The organism is Pedobacter agri (genome assembly GCF_032678665.1).
GTDB lineage: Bacteria > Bacteroidota > Bacteroidia > Sphingobacteriales > Sphingobacteriaceae > Pedobacter > Pedobacter agri_A.
Genome location: NZ_JAVTSH010000003.1, coordinates 13,352 through 28,810 on the forward strand (window position 1 = coordinate 13,352; position 15,459 = coordinate 28,810).

At 42.7% G+C, this 15,459-nt stretch carries 21 protein-coding genes; 17 read left to right on the forward strand and 4 right to left on the reverse strand.

Translation table 11 applies throughout. From position 1 onward, the window contains the following. Window positions 1–13: 13 nt before the first annotated feature. From R2Q70_RS06475 to R2Q70_RS06500, 6 genes are all read left to right on the forward strand, one after another. Entirely contained in the window at window positions 14–886 is an 873-nt protein-coding gene (locus tag R2Q70_RS06475; protein WP_316806825.1) for an RteC domain-containing protein, read from the forward strand. Between the two features lie 44 nt (window positions 887–930). Next, window positions 931–1,425, forward strand: coding sequence for a nucleoside deaminase (locus R2Q70_RS06480; RefSeq protein WP_316806826.1), 495 nt, complete (start codon window positions 931–933; stop codon window positions 1,423–1,425). 451 nt (window positions 1,426–1,876) lie between these two features. Next, window positions 1,877–2,440 (forward strand): Crp/Fnr family transcriptional regulator, encoded by a 564-nt coding sequence (locus tag R2Q70_RS06485; protein WP_316806827.1) that lies wholly within the window; start codon window positions 1,877–1,879, stop codon window positions 2,438–2,440. A gap of 76 nt (window positions 2,441–2,516) precedes the next feature. Further along, complete coding sequence (locus R2Q70_RS06490) at window positions 2,517–3,254, forward strand: alpha/beta hydrolase (RefSeq protein ID WP_316806828.1); 738 nt, start codon at window positions 2,517–2,519, stop codon at window positions 3,252–3,254. Window positions 3,255–3,264: 10 nt separating this feature from the next. After that, complete coding sequence (locus tag R2Q70_RS06495) at window positions 3,265–3,441, forward strand: alpha/beta hydrolase (RefSeq protein WP_316806829.1); 177 nt, start codon at window positions 3,265–3,267, stop codon at window positions 3,439–3,441. A gap of 28 nt (window positions 3,442–3,469) precedes the next feature. Continuing rightward, window positions 3,470–4,366 (forward strand): NmrA family NAD(P)-binding protein, encoded by an 897-nt coding sequence (locus R2Q70_RS06500; protein WP_316806830.1) that lies wholly within the window; start codon window positions 3,470–3,472, stop codon window positions 4,364–4,366. 19 nt (window positions 4,367–4,385) lie between these two features. Here the strand turns inward: R2Q70_RS06500 and R2Q70_RS06505 are convergent, their stop codons facing one another. The 4 genes from R2Q70_RS06505 to R2Q70_RS06520 all read right to left on the reverse strand — a co-directional run bounded on the left by R2Q70_RS06505 (window position 4,386) and on the right by R2Q70_RS06520 (window position 6,355). After that, window positions 4,386–4,847 (reverse strand): response regulator, encoded by a 462-nt coding sequence (locus R2Q70_RS06505; protein WP_316806831.1) that lies wholly within the window; start codon window positions 4,845–4,847, stop codon window positions 4,386–4,388. Between the two features lie 126 nt (window positions 4,848–4,973). Then, window positions 4,974–5,282, reverse strand: a complete 309-nt coding sequence (locus R2Q70_RS06510; RefSeq protein ID WP_316806832.1) for a hypothetical protein — start codon at window positions 5,280–5,282, stop codon at window positions 4,974–4,976. Between the two features lie 91 nt (window positions 5,283–5,373). Beyond that, the gene (locus tag R2Q70_RS06515; RefSeq protein WP_316806833.1) at window positions 5,374–5,814 is read right to left on the reverse strand and encodes an Hsp20/alpha crystallin family protein; all 441 of its coding nucleotides are present in this window, start codon (window positions 5,812–5,814) and stop codon (window positions 5,374–5,376) included. A 91-nt stretch (window positions 5,815–5,905) separates the two neighbouring features. Continuing rightward, window positions 5,906–6,355, reverse strand: a complete 450-nt coding sequence (locus R2Q70_RS06520; RefSeq protein ID WP_316806834.1) for a hypothetical protein — start codon at window positions 6,353–6,355, stop codon at window positions 5,906–5,908. 76 nt (window positions 6,356–6,431) lie between these two features. On the opposite strand from R2Q70_RS06520, the gene R2Q70_RS06525 reads away from it, so the two are divergent. The 11 genes from R2Q70_RS06525 (at window position 6,432) to R2Q70_RS06575 (ending at window position 15,458) form a co-directional block, all read left to right on the forward strand. After that, on the forward strand, window positions 6,432–7,388 hold the full coding sequence (locus tag R2Q70_RS06525; protein ID WP_316806835.1) for a toprim domain-containing protein: 957 nt from the start codon (window positions 6,432–6,434) through the stop codon (window positions 7,386–7,388). Window positions 7,389–7,399: 11 nt separating this feature from the next. Next, the gene (locus R2Q70_RS06530) at window positions 7,400–7,765 is read left to right on the forward strand and encodes a hypothetical protein (RefSeq protein WP_316806836.1); all 366 of its coding nucleotides are present in this window, start codon (window positions 7,400–7,402) and stop codon (window positions 7,763–7,765) included. 61 nt (window positions 7,766–7,826) lie between these two features. Further along, window positions 7,827–8,741, forward strand: coding sequence for a relaxase/mobilization nuclease domain-containing protein (locus R2Q70_RS06535; RefSeq protein ID WP_316806837.1), 915 nt, complete (start codon window positions 7,827–7,829; stop codon window positions 8,739–8,741). Between the two features lie 26 nt (window positions 8,742–8,767). Next, entirely contained in the window at window positions 8,768–9,394 is a 627-nt protein-coding gene (locus R2Q70_RS06540; RefSeq protein ID WP_316806838.1) for an AAA family ATPase, read from the forward strand. 10 nt (window positions 9,395–9,404) lie between these two features. Continuing rightward, window positions 9,405–9,713, forward strand: coding sequence for a hypothetical protein (locus tag R2Q70_RS06545; protein ID WP_316806839.1), 309 nt, complete (start codon window positions 9,405–9,407; stop codon window positions 9,711–9,713). Continuing rightward, a complete protein-coding gene (locus R2Q70_RS06550; protein ID WP_316806840.1) occupies window positions 9,714–10,028 on the forward strand; it encodes a DUF4134 family protein in 315 nt (104 codons plus the stop codon). It begins immediately after the preceding gene. A gap of 66 nt (window positions 10,029–10,094) precedes the next feature. Then, entirely contained in the window at window positions 10,095–10,367 is a 273-nt protein-coding gene (locus R2Q70_RS06555; protein WP_316807323.1) for a DUF4134 domain-containing protein, read from the forward strand. A 10-nt stretch (window positions 10,368–10,377) separates the two neighbouring features. After that, a complete protein-coding gene (locus R2Q70_RS06560; protein ID WP_316806841.1) occupies window positions 10,378–10,653 on the forward strand; it encodes a hypothetical protein in 276 nt (91 codons plus the stop codon). Beyond that, window positions 10,650–12,587: a TraG family conjugative transposon ATPase gene (locus tag R2Q70_RS06565; protein ID WP_316806842.1), complete on the forward strand. Its 1,938-nt coding sequence runs from the start codon at window positions 10,650–10,652 to the stop codon at window positions 12,585–12,587. The genes R2Q70_RS06560 and R2Q70_RS06565 overlap by 4 nt, the downstream gene beginning before the upstream one ends. A 580-nt stretch (window positions 12,588–13,167) precedes the next feature. Beyond that, window positions 13,168–14,832, forward strand: a complete 1,665-nt coding sequence (gene ltrA, locus R2Q70_RS06570) for a group II intron reverse transcriptase/maturase (protein WP_316806843.1) — start codon at window positions 13,168–13,170, stop codon at window positions 14,830–14,832. Continuing rightward, window positions 14,829–15,458 carry a hypothetical protein gene (locus tag R2Q70_RS06575; RefSeq protein ID WP_316806844.1) on the forward strand — a complete coding sequence of 210 codons (630 nt, stop codon included), beginning with the start codon at window positions 14,829–14,831 and terminating at the stop codon, window positions 15,456–15,458. Before ltrA ends, R2Q70_RS06575 begins: the two co-directional genes overlap by 4 nt. The last annotated feature ends 1 nt before the right edge of the window (window position 15,459 follow it).

Sequence of the window (15,459 nt, forward strand, 5' to 3'; positions counted from 1 at the left end):
TTATTTTTTGTTTATGGATACTAAATTTGTTGATGGATTATATGATAAGCTTGAAAGTGAATTACTTGAACTGGGGAGCAACACTGAGTTTTACCCACGCCGCCTTGCGGCTATTTCAGGCGCATTAAAAGAATTGAAAGCGCATGTTGTCCGGTCGGGTTTTTTAACTGACTTGGATGAAGTGATGTTTTTTAAGTTTGTGAAGCCCAGGTTCTATATGCTTTATATCTATGAAGTGGAACTTTTTAACCTGATTTCAGGTGTTCCCGTTGGCACAGATGATATGATCCGGGATTATTATATCTCCGAGCTCAGCTTTATAAAGCGCTTTTATTCGCTACATAGTTTTTTATATAGTTATTATTCCAGGGAAGAAGAGGCTATGGATGATATTTTTTTTCTTCGCCGTAACCTGGATTCGCTGCTGCCTGACGTGGCGGGAATCGGCGTAATCGGGGTCTGTGATGACGGTTTCTCCACGAATCACGATTATAATTTCGCTAAATTCCGGGCACTGGAGAAATTACAGGGATACATCTTGGAAAGAATCAGGCTGATTTACGTTCGTGCTGAGCCGGTTATTCCTGATGCGCTTCTGTTAAGAGGAAAGCTTAAGTGGACTGATGAAAAAATTAAGCTGGTGGAGCTTGCTTATGGAATTTTCCTCTCTGGTTCACTAAACAATGGGAAGCTGGAGATTGCAGAGGTGGTACATTGGCTAGAGCAGAGCCTGAATGTTGATCTGGGAGTGGCATACCGGAAATTTATTTCGATAGGCAGAAGGAAGAATGTAAGCTACACGAAATATCTCGATGAGATGAGACATAAAATAGTAGGTTATATTTCTGAGAAAAATAAATATGTGCCCAAGTCTTTTAAAGCCTGATCATTGTTTTAGAAACTTCTTGCTTTTCTATCTGTTGATTGGATATGGAAACACATCAGAAATTTATGCAAAAGGCGATTTCGTTATCCCAGAAAAATCTCAAAACCCTGGATGGCGGCCCATTTGGTTGCGTCATCGTCAGAGATGGGAAAATATTGAGTGCGGAGCAAAATACCGTTACCCGGGACTGCGACCCTACTGCTCATGCTGAAATCAATGCCATCCGATCTGCTTCAAAAAAAATTGGTAAGGCTGATTTAAGTGGATGTATCATGTATACAAGTGCTGAACCCTGTCCAATGTGCCTGAGTGCAATTTACTGGTCAAATATCTCTCAGGTGTATTATGGGAATACCAAGCGGGATGCTGAATGGGCAGGATTTGGTGATGAATTCATAATTGAACAGTTAGGGAAAAAGATAGAGGAGCAGGATATCAGCTTTGAGCGAATGATGGCTAGTGATGCAATCAAGGCTTTTGAAGAATGGGTGGCGGCAGGACCAGAATTGAAAGAGACAATAAAAGATGGTTCAATGTAAGCTGCCGGGGTTTGGTATTGAAGAACCGCTGGAATCCTGCTGGTAGTGATGATCAGGGTGGAGTATTAACCTTGATTGGTTTAGCGAATTTTCCTAGTATTAGTGTAGTACCGTTCGCTATGCAAAACCCTGATTAATATTAAACAAGGGTAAAATCAGATAAGATGGTTTCCAGACATCTGGGATAATTAATAATTCCTGGGTAAATTTCAAGTCTTCGCGAGTGATCAAACGTTGATCCTATTCGTTTCTCTAGCCTATCTCTTTTTTTAAAAGGCTTAATATACTTTTAAAAAACTTCAGCTTTATCCTAACCTATAACTTGACTGGCCTTTGATAATTTGGATAGGAGAATGATAGCATATGTTCAAAATATATTTGTTCCTTAGCTCTTGATACGGCTTTTTGATAAATAAAAATAGCAAGTGAGCACGATGCTTTGAAAAATAGAATGGAAGAATTTATAGCGTTCATAAAGAAAATGGTCTGGATTGAAGAGTCAAATCTAAATCTGGTTATTTCAAGGTGCAGGGAAAAAACGGTTTCCAAAGGAAAGCTTTTGCTTCGCAAGGGGCAGATTGCCAATCAATATTTTTTTATTGTTTCGGGAGGCGTGCGCTTTTTCTATGACTTAAACGACCAGGAAAATACAACCTGGGTGACTTTTAAAAATGAGTTTTTTACCGAGATTTCGAGTTTAAACCCTCAGAGGCCTTCCAGGTTTAATATCGAGGCGATTGAGGAAACCAGGCTTGTGGTAATAGATAAGAATGATATGGATTTTTTATACGCGCATATCAGCGCCTGGGAGGCTTTTGGAAGAAAGATCTGGGAGGAAACCTCGGTCAGGATGATTGACCAGATCCTTAATTTTCAGACCCTTTCTTCTGAAGAACACTATCTGGAGTTTATGAATAACCCGGAATTTCTTCAAAAGGCGCCCGTAAAACAGCTTGCCGCAGTTTTGGGCATCACACCGAATGCCTTAAGCAGGATCAGGAAAAATATTCGCTAATGTATTTTCTACCAATTGGTAGTTTCAAATGCGCTTGAGGGAATTACTTTTGGATCATAAAAAATTAAGAATTCAAATGGATAATCAACATGCTTTAGCTGTAAACCAGTTCGCTGATGATGAGCTGATCAAAAACTTTCCAGGTTTTACCAACCACCACGCAAATGTAAACGGAACTAAACTGCATTATGTAGAGGGCGGGAGCGGACAGCCTTTAGTCTGTTTACCGGGATGGCCCCAGACCTGGTACTCTTATCATCCTATTGCCACGGAGATGGCCAGGTGCTACCGCGTGATTATTGTAGACATCAGGGGAATGGGCAGTTCGGAAAAACCGGCTTCGGGCTATGATAAAAAGAACATGGCCAAGGACATATTCGAACTGATTAAATATTTAGGACATGATCAGGTAAATATTATGGGACATGATATTGGCGGAATGGTAGCGATGAGCTTTGCCTTTAACTACCCCGAGTATACCAGAAAGGTAATTGTTGCCGATGGTTCGCACCCAAGTGAAGGGATGCTGCAAATGCCCCTGATTCCTGCCAAGGGAACTTTTGGTGAAAAAATGGATGGCGATATGCCTTATGCCTGGTGGATGGGATTCAATCAGGTAAAGGCCCTGCCCGAAAAAATATTAGAAGGAAGATTTAGCTATCTGCTGGATTATCTTTTTAGCTATGTGATGATAGATGAGGGTAAAATGAGCGAATTTGACAGGCAGGTCTACACTTACCATTACAATGCGGCGGAGAGCATTCGAGCATCTAACTGCTGGTATCAGTTTTGTCCAAGATATAGCGGATTCTAAAACGTATCAGATGCTTTCGATGCCCGTTTTAGGTATCGGGAGTTATGTGAGCTATAATTATATGAAAATGGGACTTCCTTATGTATCAAGCAATGTGGAAATTATCGGTATATCCGATAGCGGACACTATATGTTCGAAGAGCAGCCTGAAAAAGTCTTAGGCGCTGTTCTGGATTTTTTAGCTTAGTAATTTTATAAAGGTTTAAATCATAGATATGAAAAAAATAATATTGGTTGCTGGTGCGAGCGGCAATCTTGGCGGCAGGATCTGCAGGGAACTAATCAAACGAGGTGGCCGTGTAAGGGCGGCTGTACGACATTCAGCCGATCCGGAAAAAAGCCATGCTTTGATTAAAATGGGATTAGAGCTTATCGAAGTGGATTATAATAACGCATCGGAAATCGAAAATGCCTGCAAAGATGTAAACTGCGTGGTTTCTGCCCTTGCTGGACTTAGCGAAGTGATCATAGACCTGCAGAAAAGACTTCTCGATGCATCGCTCAGCGCTGGTGTACCAAGATTTATTCCATCTGACTTTTGTACCGATTATACTAAGCTGGTTGCCGGTGAAAATAGAAATTTTGATCTGAGAAGACAGTTCAGGGATATTTTAGATCGCAGCTCCATTAAAGCGTGTTCTATTTTCAACGGGGCATTTGCCGATATACTTAAATATAATACCCCGGTTTTTAATCTAAAAGACAAAAGCATCTCTTTTTGGGGAGATAGACAGGACTGGAAGCTTGATTTCACCACAATGGATAACACTGCTGAATTTACTGCTGAGGCGGCCATGGATGATCAGTCGCCAAGAGCGCTACATATTGCAAGCTTCCAGGTTAGTCCAAAAAAGATCCATGAGATTGTTGGAGAAGTAACCGGAAGAGAATTTAAACTACAGCAGCTATCTTCCTTAGGGGACTTTGCGGAGACGATACAGAAGCTTCGCACTGCGTATCCAGCGGGAGAGCATGAGCTGTATGCCAAGTGGCAGCAAGCGCAGTACATGTATTCGATGTTCACTACCCAGCACCCAAAACTTGATAATACGCGATATTCTGGCATTTCCTGGACTCCGGCGGCTGTTTACATTAATTCGTTTGCGAAATAATGGAAATTTTTTTGCGGGATCAGGCAGAGGATGCGCTTGTTGGACCCGTTAATATTTCCGGCAGTGCACTTTTAATGACGGATTTAATTTTGGGCAATAAGTCGCTATTTGTTCGCCTTGAAGACAATAGTGATGCGATTAGACCCATGAGCTCTGGTATCCCAAAGGGTTTTTCGAGTACCGCATCGCAACCGTATTCAGAGAGCGAAAGCAGAATTTTTGCGTATGCTGAGGTAATGATAATAGGAATATATTCAAAACGGTCAATGGACCGTATCGCGCTGCAAAGTTCTCCGCCGTTCCATTCAGGAAGCATGTAGTCCAGTATGACCAGATCAGGATGATAAGCTTCCATTAATCGTAGTGCATCTTCCGGATGATAGCATCCCTGGCAGTCATAGCCATGATCACGCAGAATATCCTGGATAGTTTCCAGAAGCATGAGATCATCCTCGACGATGAATATCTTCTTTTTTGTCATTGTTTTTTTGCTGATTGGATTGTGTACAGGAAATTTTGTCTTTAGATATGGTTTTCACAGCTGGCGTTCTTCTTCATTATTCCGGGCGCCGATGCCAATTGCTAAATGCCATCTGGTGATTTCTGTTTATTTGAGTGGAATGATTTCACCCTCTTCGAGCTGGGATATGCGAAAGATTTCTCGGGAAATGACCGAAACATTTTCCTTTAACTCTTCAAGGCTGCAATGGATCATGCCTATTGGAACGGGAAGTCCGGTGATTTCCTGAGTAAGGTTCATCTGAATGGAGCATGAATGCTCGGACCCACCTTTACCCTTTAGCATTGAAAATATTTGCATTGAGGACGCTTTGTCCCTGCCAAGGCTGAATTTTCCATAGGGAAGTTTTTTATCTCGCAGATTGAGCGTGACCGTAATTAAAAATGCGGTTTCCATGGGCTTTATCTTTTAGCTTTGGTGGCTTTCGGTTTTATTTTGGTGCAATAAGAAAATCCCGCCCGGGGCGGGATTTTCTTGTCTTTGGCGATTAGCTGATCTCAATCTGTCTGGATACCGCTTTGGCTTCCTCCTTTTTAGGAAGGATCAGCTTCAATACCCCGTCAGTATAGCTGGCATTGATCCTGTCTGTATCTGCGCTTTCAGGCAGCGTGAATGACCTGGTGAAAGCGGCGTAGCTGTATTCACGCCTGTTGTAAGTTTTGCTTTCTGAGCTGTTCTCCTCGGACCTTTGGGAAGAAATACTCAGTATATCTTTTTCAATAGATACCTTAAAGTCTTCCTTTTTAAGCCCGGGTGCCGCCAGTTCAATCTGGTAGGCTTCTGCTGATTCTGAAATGTTAACCGCAGGAACGCTTGCGGTGCGGCGATCGGTGAAAAATGTGTCGCCAAGTACGGATTCGAAAATGTCATTAAAGCCTGGCAATAATGCGCTGTTTTTCTTTTCTGGATTGAATTTAACCAATGTCATAGCGTGTTCTCCTTTTTAATGGTTTAATAAAAAAAATGGACTATAAATCAATTAACTTACGTGGGGACTTTTACTTTAGCTGCCCCGCTACTTATTGTTCAACTCCTGTGCCAACCATTTTTAAGGGCTTTTCAATGGCGGTTTTCTGAATTTTTTTCATTTTCTCTGCATTTTTTTCAGCGTGAAGCTGAAATTTTTTCAGTTCCTTTTTCTGGCGTCGGGGCCAGTGCTCATTCAACTCCAACTTTCTTTTGCTTCCATCTTTTCGATAGACTTGATTTTTTTTGAAAAATCGCAGGCACTTTGGCAATAGTGTCAAATCCCTAATGATTCCATCATGATTTTTGACCAGCAAACAATTGGTCTTTGACATTTGGGAATGAAATATTATCCGGCGAAAGCCGGAAATTTTGCGAAGGCGGAGGTGAGAGTCCCGAGCTGAAAACGCATTGGCAGGCGAAGGCCCGGTTTTTAAAAACTGACTTGAGTAATTCCGGAAATATGTTGAGGCTTTATCCTCATCCAACCAGGTTTGTTGCATGAGGCGGCAAACCTGTTTTTTTATGAATGATATATGAACAGTTATCAACCGCTTTTCTCCTCCAAAGTACTGACATATGGAAAATCCCAGATTTGATTTGAACCAGATCAGAGCAAGCATTACGCTAATCGAAACTTTAAGCAGGCTTGGATATGAACCGTTGAGAAAGAGTGGAGGAGAACTTTTTTACCTATCCATGCTGAGAGACAATGATTCCGCTCCTTCTTTTTGCGTCAATGAAAAAGCTGGCCTGTGGTATGATCACGGTATGGGTAAAGGGGGGACCGTGATAGATTTTGCGCTCCATTACTGGAGTAATCTTTCTTTCAGGGAAGCGATGGAGGAACTGATCAAAGTTTCAGGGAATTCGGTCAACGAAATTCAGGGCAGACCATTTGTGCCCAGACAGACCGAACTGATACTCCACTCGCCCGGCTACATCATCCGGGAAAGCAAAGAACTGGGTGGTAACAGGTCCATCAGGAATTATCTGCAGGGAAGAGGGATACTGGATGTCTCAGCTAACTACCTGAAAGAACTTTATTACAGTGTAAAGTTAAACGATGGTACCAGAAGAGAAATGTTCGCCGCCGGCTGGCAAAATGAGCTAGGCGGATGGGAGGTGCGTAATGCTTATTTCAAAGGATGTTTAGGTAAAAAAGCAATGAGTTTTATGCCCGGTAATCCTGAGTTAATCGTGCTTTTTGAGGGCATGATGGATTTTTTAACCTGGAAAAAGCTTTCTCCGTTACAGGATGCAAGTGTACTTGTACTCAATTCGCTTTCTTTTCTCCACTCCGCAATACAAAGAGCAGGTGAATATAAGACCATTGAGCTCTTCTTTGATCATGACGCCGCCGGAAAAAAAGCGACGATGCTGGCGTTGTCCGAGCTTCCCCAGGCGATGGATCAATCCGGTAGATATGAAGGCTATAATGATTTCAATGAAAAGCTAACCGCGATGATCAATGCTGGGAAAGTTCCTGACACAAGAAAAGTAAACGCTGATAACATTTCATTACGCAACAGGTAAAGGAAATTAGAATGGAAAAACGAAGAAGTGGAAAGCGGGGCAACCTTGTCAGGTGTTATCTCTCAGATGAGGAACTCTCAGTGGTCAACAGGACCTGCAATGATCTGGGCTGGAATAAATCTGAGCTGGTGCGGAACCGTCTTTTGCATCCGGATATACTCAATATTAACTCAGCCAAACTGCTCTTGGCATTAAGTGAAATTGGAATGCAGATGAGCCAGCTTAATGCCAGTATTGATGGTCAGCAGAAAGGGATTGACTTCAAAATTTTAGATACTGCAAAGTTTGAGACGCTTATCATTTCCTACCAGCTGCAACAGAAAAAATTGGAGCAACAGATTCGTAAGTTATTGATGAGAATAGAACGAAAGGGCTAAAATGAGATTGATTGTCAGGCTTTTTACAACTTCAACAGGTTTTCCTGCGGTAAGATACAATATGGAAAAAGTTAGTAGCGGATGCGCGGAGCTACTTTGCTATAAAAATTTTGGTGTGGTTCATGGGCTAATCAAGCCGACTTGTGCAGATTTTGAACACTATCTTGGCGCGGTATCATCGCTAAATTCACTCAGCCGTTTCGATCAGTTTCATGCAGTTTTATCAGTTAGAGGAAGATCGATGTCTGTAGATATGCTGGGAAATCTCGCTGAGCGATGGATGGATGAAATGGGCTATGCTAACCAACCCTATTTGATTTTTTCTCATTCAGATACCTCTAATACGCATCTGCATTTAGTATCCACTGATGTCAGATTGGATAGGTCAAAGATTAGTGACAGTTTTGATCGCCCACGGGCGCTTGCAGCGATCCACCGGATTTTAGGAGTAGATTTACAGTCCGAATTTAAACGGGATATTTCGCCTCTACTCACTTACCACTTTTCAAACCTTCACCAGCTTAGCACCCTACTCAGGCAGAAAGGTTATCGTGGATTTTGCAAGCGCGGATTTTTTTACATTGTAAAGTATGGGCAGGTTTTGCTTAAAATCAGTGAAGCTAAAATTGAGCATATGGTAGTAAAACCCCGGATAGAGACCAAACATCTGGATGAAATCAGGTGGATGATTAATTCCAATTTGCTTACCAAGGATAATACCTGCATTCCAGTGTACCAGTCATTACCGCATGATTCATCCAGAAAACTCAGGGCATTTCGTTCAGAGCTTTCAGATCACCTACTCGCTAAAAAAATAGAAATTTGCTACCACTTCAATAAAAATCAGATCACCGGCTTTACCATCATCGATCATCTTAACCGCCGTGTTGTGGCTGGAAGAGATATCATGGGTCTGGATCGGCTCATTTCTCCGCTCAGGACTGAAAGTATCACGCGGCAAATCCGGTCGAGATAGGGTCTCTTAAGCTAATACTTTGAAACATGATTATCGCGCTAAGTAACCTAAAAGGTGGGTGCGGCTGCACAACAATTGCTCTTTTATTGGCCCACTATTTTTCCCAAAAGAAAAAACAGGTCTTTCTCATCGATCTGACATATGACGGATCCCTGGAAGTATTGTATTCTAAATCTATGCTGTTAAACGAGCGGCTTCCCTTTGAGTTCTTTACTTCGGACCTAAGCAAGATTGGATTTTTAATTGGTAAGCTAAAAACTGAAAAAAATGCAATTATTTTGCTCGATCTGCCAAAGTTATTCGCCAGTCAGTCGCTGATGAGTTTAATGACGCTTGTGGAAATCTTCATTATTCCCTTTCACTATGGATTATTGAGCACGACCGCTGCATGCAGATTTGCCATTCTGAGCTCGAAGATTTCTCCGATGTCCAGCCGTATATTTCTCCCCAATATGACCTCATCTGGTAGCCTTGATGATGAATGCTTCGAGCAGCAAAAATCTTTGCGATCACTTGGCGTTCTTTCAAGCGCGATTTCCCTTCATCCGGCCATGCTTGAGCTCAGAAGCATGAACCTGCCACCTTCATGCCTTTATGAACTGGCAATTTCACTTAACCTGCTCTACTCCAGCTATATCGAACCTAAACGCTAAAATGCAAATTATGTATTGGACCAACTTTATTTCCTATCTGGGAATGGCTTATATTATTTATTATGCCCTTAACTTATCGCTAGACCTGTGGCTAAAAAAAACTGAACGCTCCCAGTCAGATCCTCAAAACCTGTCTTTCCAGGTTGTTGATCTCCAGGAAGCTATAGACAGCTCGGAGCTGATTGACGATGAGTTGCCCGGCGATCATACAAGTCTTCAAACAGGACCCCTTAGCGCAACAGGTGAGCAGGATTTCGAAGGACTGATGGCCGCGGCCAAGAGTGAATCAATTGAGTGTATCAAAAAAATTGCCTATTAAATGGGCCCGCGTGTCGCAGTTATCTTTTCGGTAACTAACCTGACTATCAGCATTCTGGCCCAAACCAGCGCTGCTCAGGTGCCTGGACTGTCAGAGTTTCACCAGGCCAGCGCTGAGATCAGGCATTATTATTTTTCCTTGTCAGATCTCATTTTCGTCATCGGCGCCATTACAGGACTATTAGGTGGCCTCAGGGTTTTTGCCAACTGGCAGGCGGGACGTCACCATGTTGATAGTCAGGTTACCGGTTGGTTGTTCTCCTGTATTTTTTTAAACCTATGCGGCGTATTTCTACGGGGATTATTCGGACTGTGATCTATTAAGAATCAAACAAAATCAGAGATGAAAAAAACAAAAAAAAGCGCAATTATCATTCTAGGAATGACCGCGATTGCTGTTGGTGCACATGCACAAACCGGGGGAGGAACCACCGGAATCAATGCCGCAACCTCTACACTGACCAGCTATATCGACCCGGTATCCACACTCACGCTAGCCATAGGAGCGGTAGTGGGTATTATCGGTGGGATTATGGTCTACATCAAGTGGAATTCGGGTGATAGGGATATCAGTAAAGAAGTCATGAGCTGGGGAGGATCATGCATTTTTTTGGTGCTGGTCTCTGTAGTCATCAAAGCCTTCTTTGGCGTGTAAGGAATAAACCATGGAGCGTTTTTCAATCTACAAAGGTCTCCAGCAGCCCTTAAGCTACAAAGGATTAAAAGGTAAATACATCGGTTGGGGTATTGGCTCACTGGCCTCGGGAATATTTACCGGTGGGCTATTCGGAGCGATCTTCAACATGTATCTGGGTGTTTTTTTAAGTCTGCTATTAGGGGGTGGAATGTTCGCATATACCCTACACCGGCAAAAGAAAGGTTTGCATGATAAAAGAAAAGATACCGGGATTTTTGTACATCAAAACAAGATCAGGATATGAAAACGAAAATTTTCGAATTGCCCTACATTGGTTATAGCAGTATTGCCGGGATTGATCTGCTTTACACTGCGGCGGGGGATTTCTCGGTGATCATGCAAATAGAAAATCCCGTCACTTTCCTTTGCGCTGATGAGCCGGGCTATTTAAATTACCATGAGCTGCTGATAAAAGTAATTAAAATCATGGGAGAGGGGCATCTGCTACAAAAGCAGGATGTTTTCATCAAAAGAACTTACAAGCCTGCCGAAAGCCGGGAATATCTTCAGCAGTCTTATGACGCTCATTTTTCCGGCCGAAAATATCATGAGATTAAAACTTACCTTATTTTAACCAGGCAGGTTGATCGCGGCAGATTTTATGTCTTCGATGCCAAATCTCTAAGCACCTTTTCCAGGACGGTCTTTAAAATCCTGGATTTGCTGAAAGAGTCCGGACTAAACCCAGCATTACTCAATAAAGGCCAGATGGACCGCTATATCGGCCAGTGTTTGGCGATGGATTTCTCTTCGCAGCAAGTGGCCAGAGAAAATATCTCTGCGAGAGATAACCAGATTGATATTGGAAAACAATCTGTTCGCTGCCTGTCACTGATCGATTGTGACCGGATGGATTTGCCTGGTTCCATAGCCGCCTACCAGCTCAAAAATGATGGAAAGGGCATGCGCGAATTTGCAATGGATAACCTGGCCTTCCTCCATCAAACTCCTGGTTATGATTGCATGATCTATAACCAGGTGATTTCCATTCCTTCCCAGCGGTCAATTATCTCCTCTTTAACCTTAAAGCAAAAACGTCATTCAGGGATTCCCGATCCAGCAAATAAGCTTTGCATGGAAGATATCTCATCGCTGCTGTCTCAGGTGGCAAGGGATAATCAGCTATTGATTCATGCGCACTTTAACATCATGCTTTGCGCGCAAGCCTCGAGGATCGATGAGGTTTCCAACTTTATTGAATCCTCCCTGTTTTCTATCGGAATTATCCCTTCTAAAAATGCTTATAACCAGCTGGAGCTTTTCAGAGCTTCATTGCCTGCAAACGCGACCACGCTTAAAGGCTATGATATGGTATTGTTGCCCAGCCAGGCAGCGATATGCCTAATGTTCAAAGAGCAGCTGCAACGAAATGAAAAATCAGATTTTTCGATCCGCTTCACTGACCGGATGGGTATTCCCATCGCCATAGATCCCGCAGACCTGCCAATGGAATCGGGAAGGATTTCCAACCGGTCCAAATTTGTGCTTGGCGGGTCTGGATCCGGAAAATCATTTTTTATGAACAGCCTGGTAGAACAATATCTGCTTTATAATATGGATGTGGTCATCGTAGATACCGGGCATTCTTACAGTGGCCTCTGCGCTTATTACCAGGGTAAATACCTCACTTATTCTGAGCAGAAGCCCATCACCATGAATCCTTTTGCATTTAGTATCGATGAATACAACATCGAAAAGCGCGACTTTTTAAAAACGCTCGTTTTTTTATTGCTCAAAGGGCCACAAGGCGAGGTTTCTACGGTAGAAGATACCGTAATCTCCGGCGTCATCGCTTCGTTTTATACCGATCACTTCGCCAGCAATGATAATTCTGCACAGCTGAACTTTGACGTATTTTATCACTATTCAGTTGCCCGCATTGAAAGCATTTGCCAGGAAGATCACATCTCTTTTGATTACGTCTCTTACCGCTTTGTGCTTAAAAAGTTTTGTCTTGGGCAAGAATTCGGGGAGCTGCTTAATTTATCCACTGATGCATCTTTACTCGAAGAAAGACTTGTTGTGTTTGAAATTGATTCCATCCGGGAACATAAAGTTCTTTTTCCCATAGTCACCCTGATTATCATGGATGTCTTTCTGCAAAAAATGCGGCTTCGACACCACCAGCGCAAAGCATTGATTTTAGAAGAGGCCTGGGTGCGACGAGAAGTTGCATAAGTGATTGTCTGGCAATGTGACCAGACCTGCTGTTTCGTCAGCAGTAACCTATCGGCACATGCATTATTGGTAACGGTTTTGTATGAAGCTGCCGAGTAAAAAAGCCCTTTCGGATGAAGGAGCATAAGCCGTGAGGCTTAGCAACAATCTTTAGTATCATAAGGTTGGGGCTCAAGGTTGAATGGTATGGCTAACATAAGTGAACTGTCGATTGAACCATCGTAACTTCGCACTAGCCAAAGATACTGATAGGCTATAACCCAAAAGGGAAGCAGTCGGTTATCCCAGTCCAAGCATGGGATACACGAACATTAGCACTGCCGGTGGATAGACTGAGCCTAACCCATTCATTTGTCACTTATGTAGAACTCGGTAAGCCCGTACCGTTCCTGTTTTAATCAGGAAAGCGAACCGCAAGGGAAGCCGATAGCGGTGCGGGTATAAGAACGCGGAAAAAGCGAAGGCCATCCTGTAATGGGCTGGATAGGGGTTTCAATGTCACCCCACGCGAAAGCGGGCAGACTTCCGTATAGTAACTTATTACAATTAACTATTAGAACTTTCAAAAGGAGGAAAGCAAATGAACGTAATTGAAAAATCGTGTGCGCCTTCTGACCAAGTTTTCCACTGGAACAGTATTGACTGGGACAGGTGTGAATCAGAGGTTAGAAAGCTACAAGTTAGACTTGTAAAGGCTCAGAAAGAGTTCAGGCATAACAAAGTGAAAGCTTTGCAATGGCTGCTGACTCATTCGTTTTATGCCAAAGCTTTGGCAGTAAAGCGGGTAACCTCTAACAAAGGTAGGAATACGGCGGGAGTGGACAACAAATTGTGGTCTACCCCAATTGCTAAATTTCGGGCGATCAACGACCTGAAAAGGAGAGGTTATCAACCTCAACCGTTAAAACGGGTTAATATTAAAAAGAGTAATGGTAAAGAACGTCCTCTGGGAATTCCGACTATGAAAGACAGGGCAATGCAGGCGTTGTATCTATTGGCCTTAGCGCCAGTCGCTGAAACAACAGCGGACGGACCATCATATGGTTTCCGTAAGGAACGTTGCGCTCAGGATGCATTGCAGTTTGCACATAGCCTGCTATCAAAGAGTTATTCTCCAGAGTGGGTACTTGAAGCCGATATCAAAGGATGCTTTGATCTCATCAGCCATGAGCGGTTACTTGCTAATGTTCCAATGGACAAAAGCATTCTCCAAAAGTGGCTGAAATGTGGTTTTATCTTTAAGAATGAGCGCTTTTCCACTGACGAGGGTACTCCGCAAGGAGGTATCATCTCACCAACTCTGGCCAATATTGCACTGGATGGATTGCAGTCATTGATTGCAAGCAAGTTTAAAATCAGAAAAGTCAACAAGGTGGCAATTGTACCTAAGGTAAAATTGATCCGCTATGCTGATGATTTCATTATCACGGGTAGAACCAAAGGACAATTGGAAACAGAAGTGTTGCCGTTAATTAAGGAATTTCTTGCAGAAAGAGGTTTATCACTTTCGCACGAGAAAACCAAAATAATGCATATTACTGACGGATTCGACTTTTTAGGCTTCAATATTCGTGAATATGATAATGGTTCTGTTATGACTACACCATCAAAGGCAAGTCTTTTGAAACTATCCGAAAAGATTGGAGGCATCATTCGTGCCAATAGATCCAGTCGCCAGGATGTTCTCATCAGACAATTAAACCCTGTAATAACTGGTTGGGCGAACTACTTTAAAACTAGTTCAGCCTCAGATACCTTTAGAAAAGTTGATTTCCTGATGTTTCACAAGCTATGGTCTTGGGCATTAAGGAGACATCCTAAAAAGGGAAGATACTGGATTTCAGAAAGGTATTTCCGCAGTATCAAGAATAGAAATTGGTGTTTTGCGACCGATACGCCTGGACACGAAGGAACAAGCGAAGTCTTTTCCCTTAAACGAGCGTACGACTTTAAAATACTTAGGCATATTCAGATCAAACAGGATGCAAACCCTTTTGACCAGGAATGGGAACCTTACTTTCAAAAGCGCAAAGTATTTAGAATGCTTGAAACTTTGGATGGTAAAAAGACCCTGTTAGCATTGTGGTTGAAGCAAAACCGTAAATGTGATTTATGTGGTAGGGATATAAATGCGGATGATGAATGGGCTATTAACAAACGCAGGTTTGGTGAAGACATTCCCATCACATTGGTACATAAACCCTGCCGCAGAAGCCACGACCAACTAAAGTTGAGGTTAACATGAGCCGGCTCATATATATGGGCTTTAAGTTGCTTGAGCCGTATGAGGGGAAACTCTCACGTACGGTTCTTAGGGGGGAAAGCGGGAGTAATCCCGCCGACCTACCCGATAAAGCAATCGCCTCGGAGCTTATGGCCTCCTACCTGGTCTACATGTATAAAACAGTTAGAAAGTTCTATGGAGAGGCGATTGTAGTGACCCAGGAGCTGGAAGATATTATCTCGAGTAAAACCGTAAAAAACAGCATCATTGCCAATTCCGATACCGTCTGTCTTTTAGATCAGGGCAAATTTAGAGATGATTATGAAAAGGTTGCCTCACTGCTTTCGCTGAGCGAAGGAGAACAGAAAAAAATCTTTACCATCAATCAGCTCGACAATAAAAAAGGGCGCAGTAAATTCAAGGAAGTGTATATCAAAAGGGGCAGCACCGGGGAGGTGTATGGCGTAGAGGTTTCTTTAAAGCAATACATGACTTTTTCAACCGAAAAACCTGAAAAGCGGGCCCTGGAACGATACCTTAGTCTGCATGGGGAATACAGAAAAGGCCTGGATGCTTTTATTTCAGATTTTCAGGCCGCTAATCTTTCTTTAAGCGAATTCATCAAAAAAGTTAACCTAAACCAGTAGA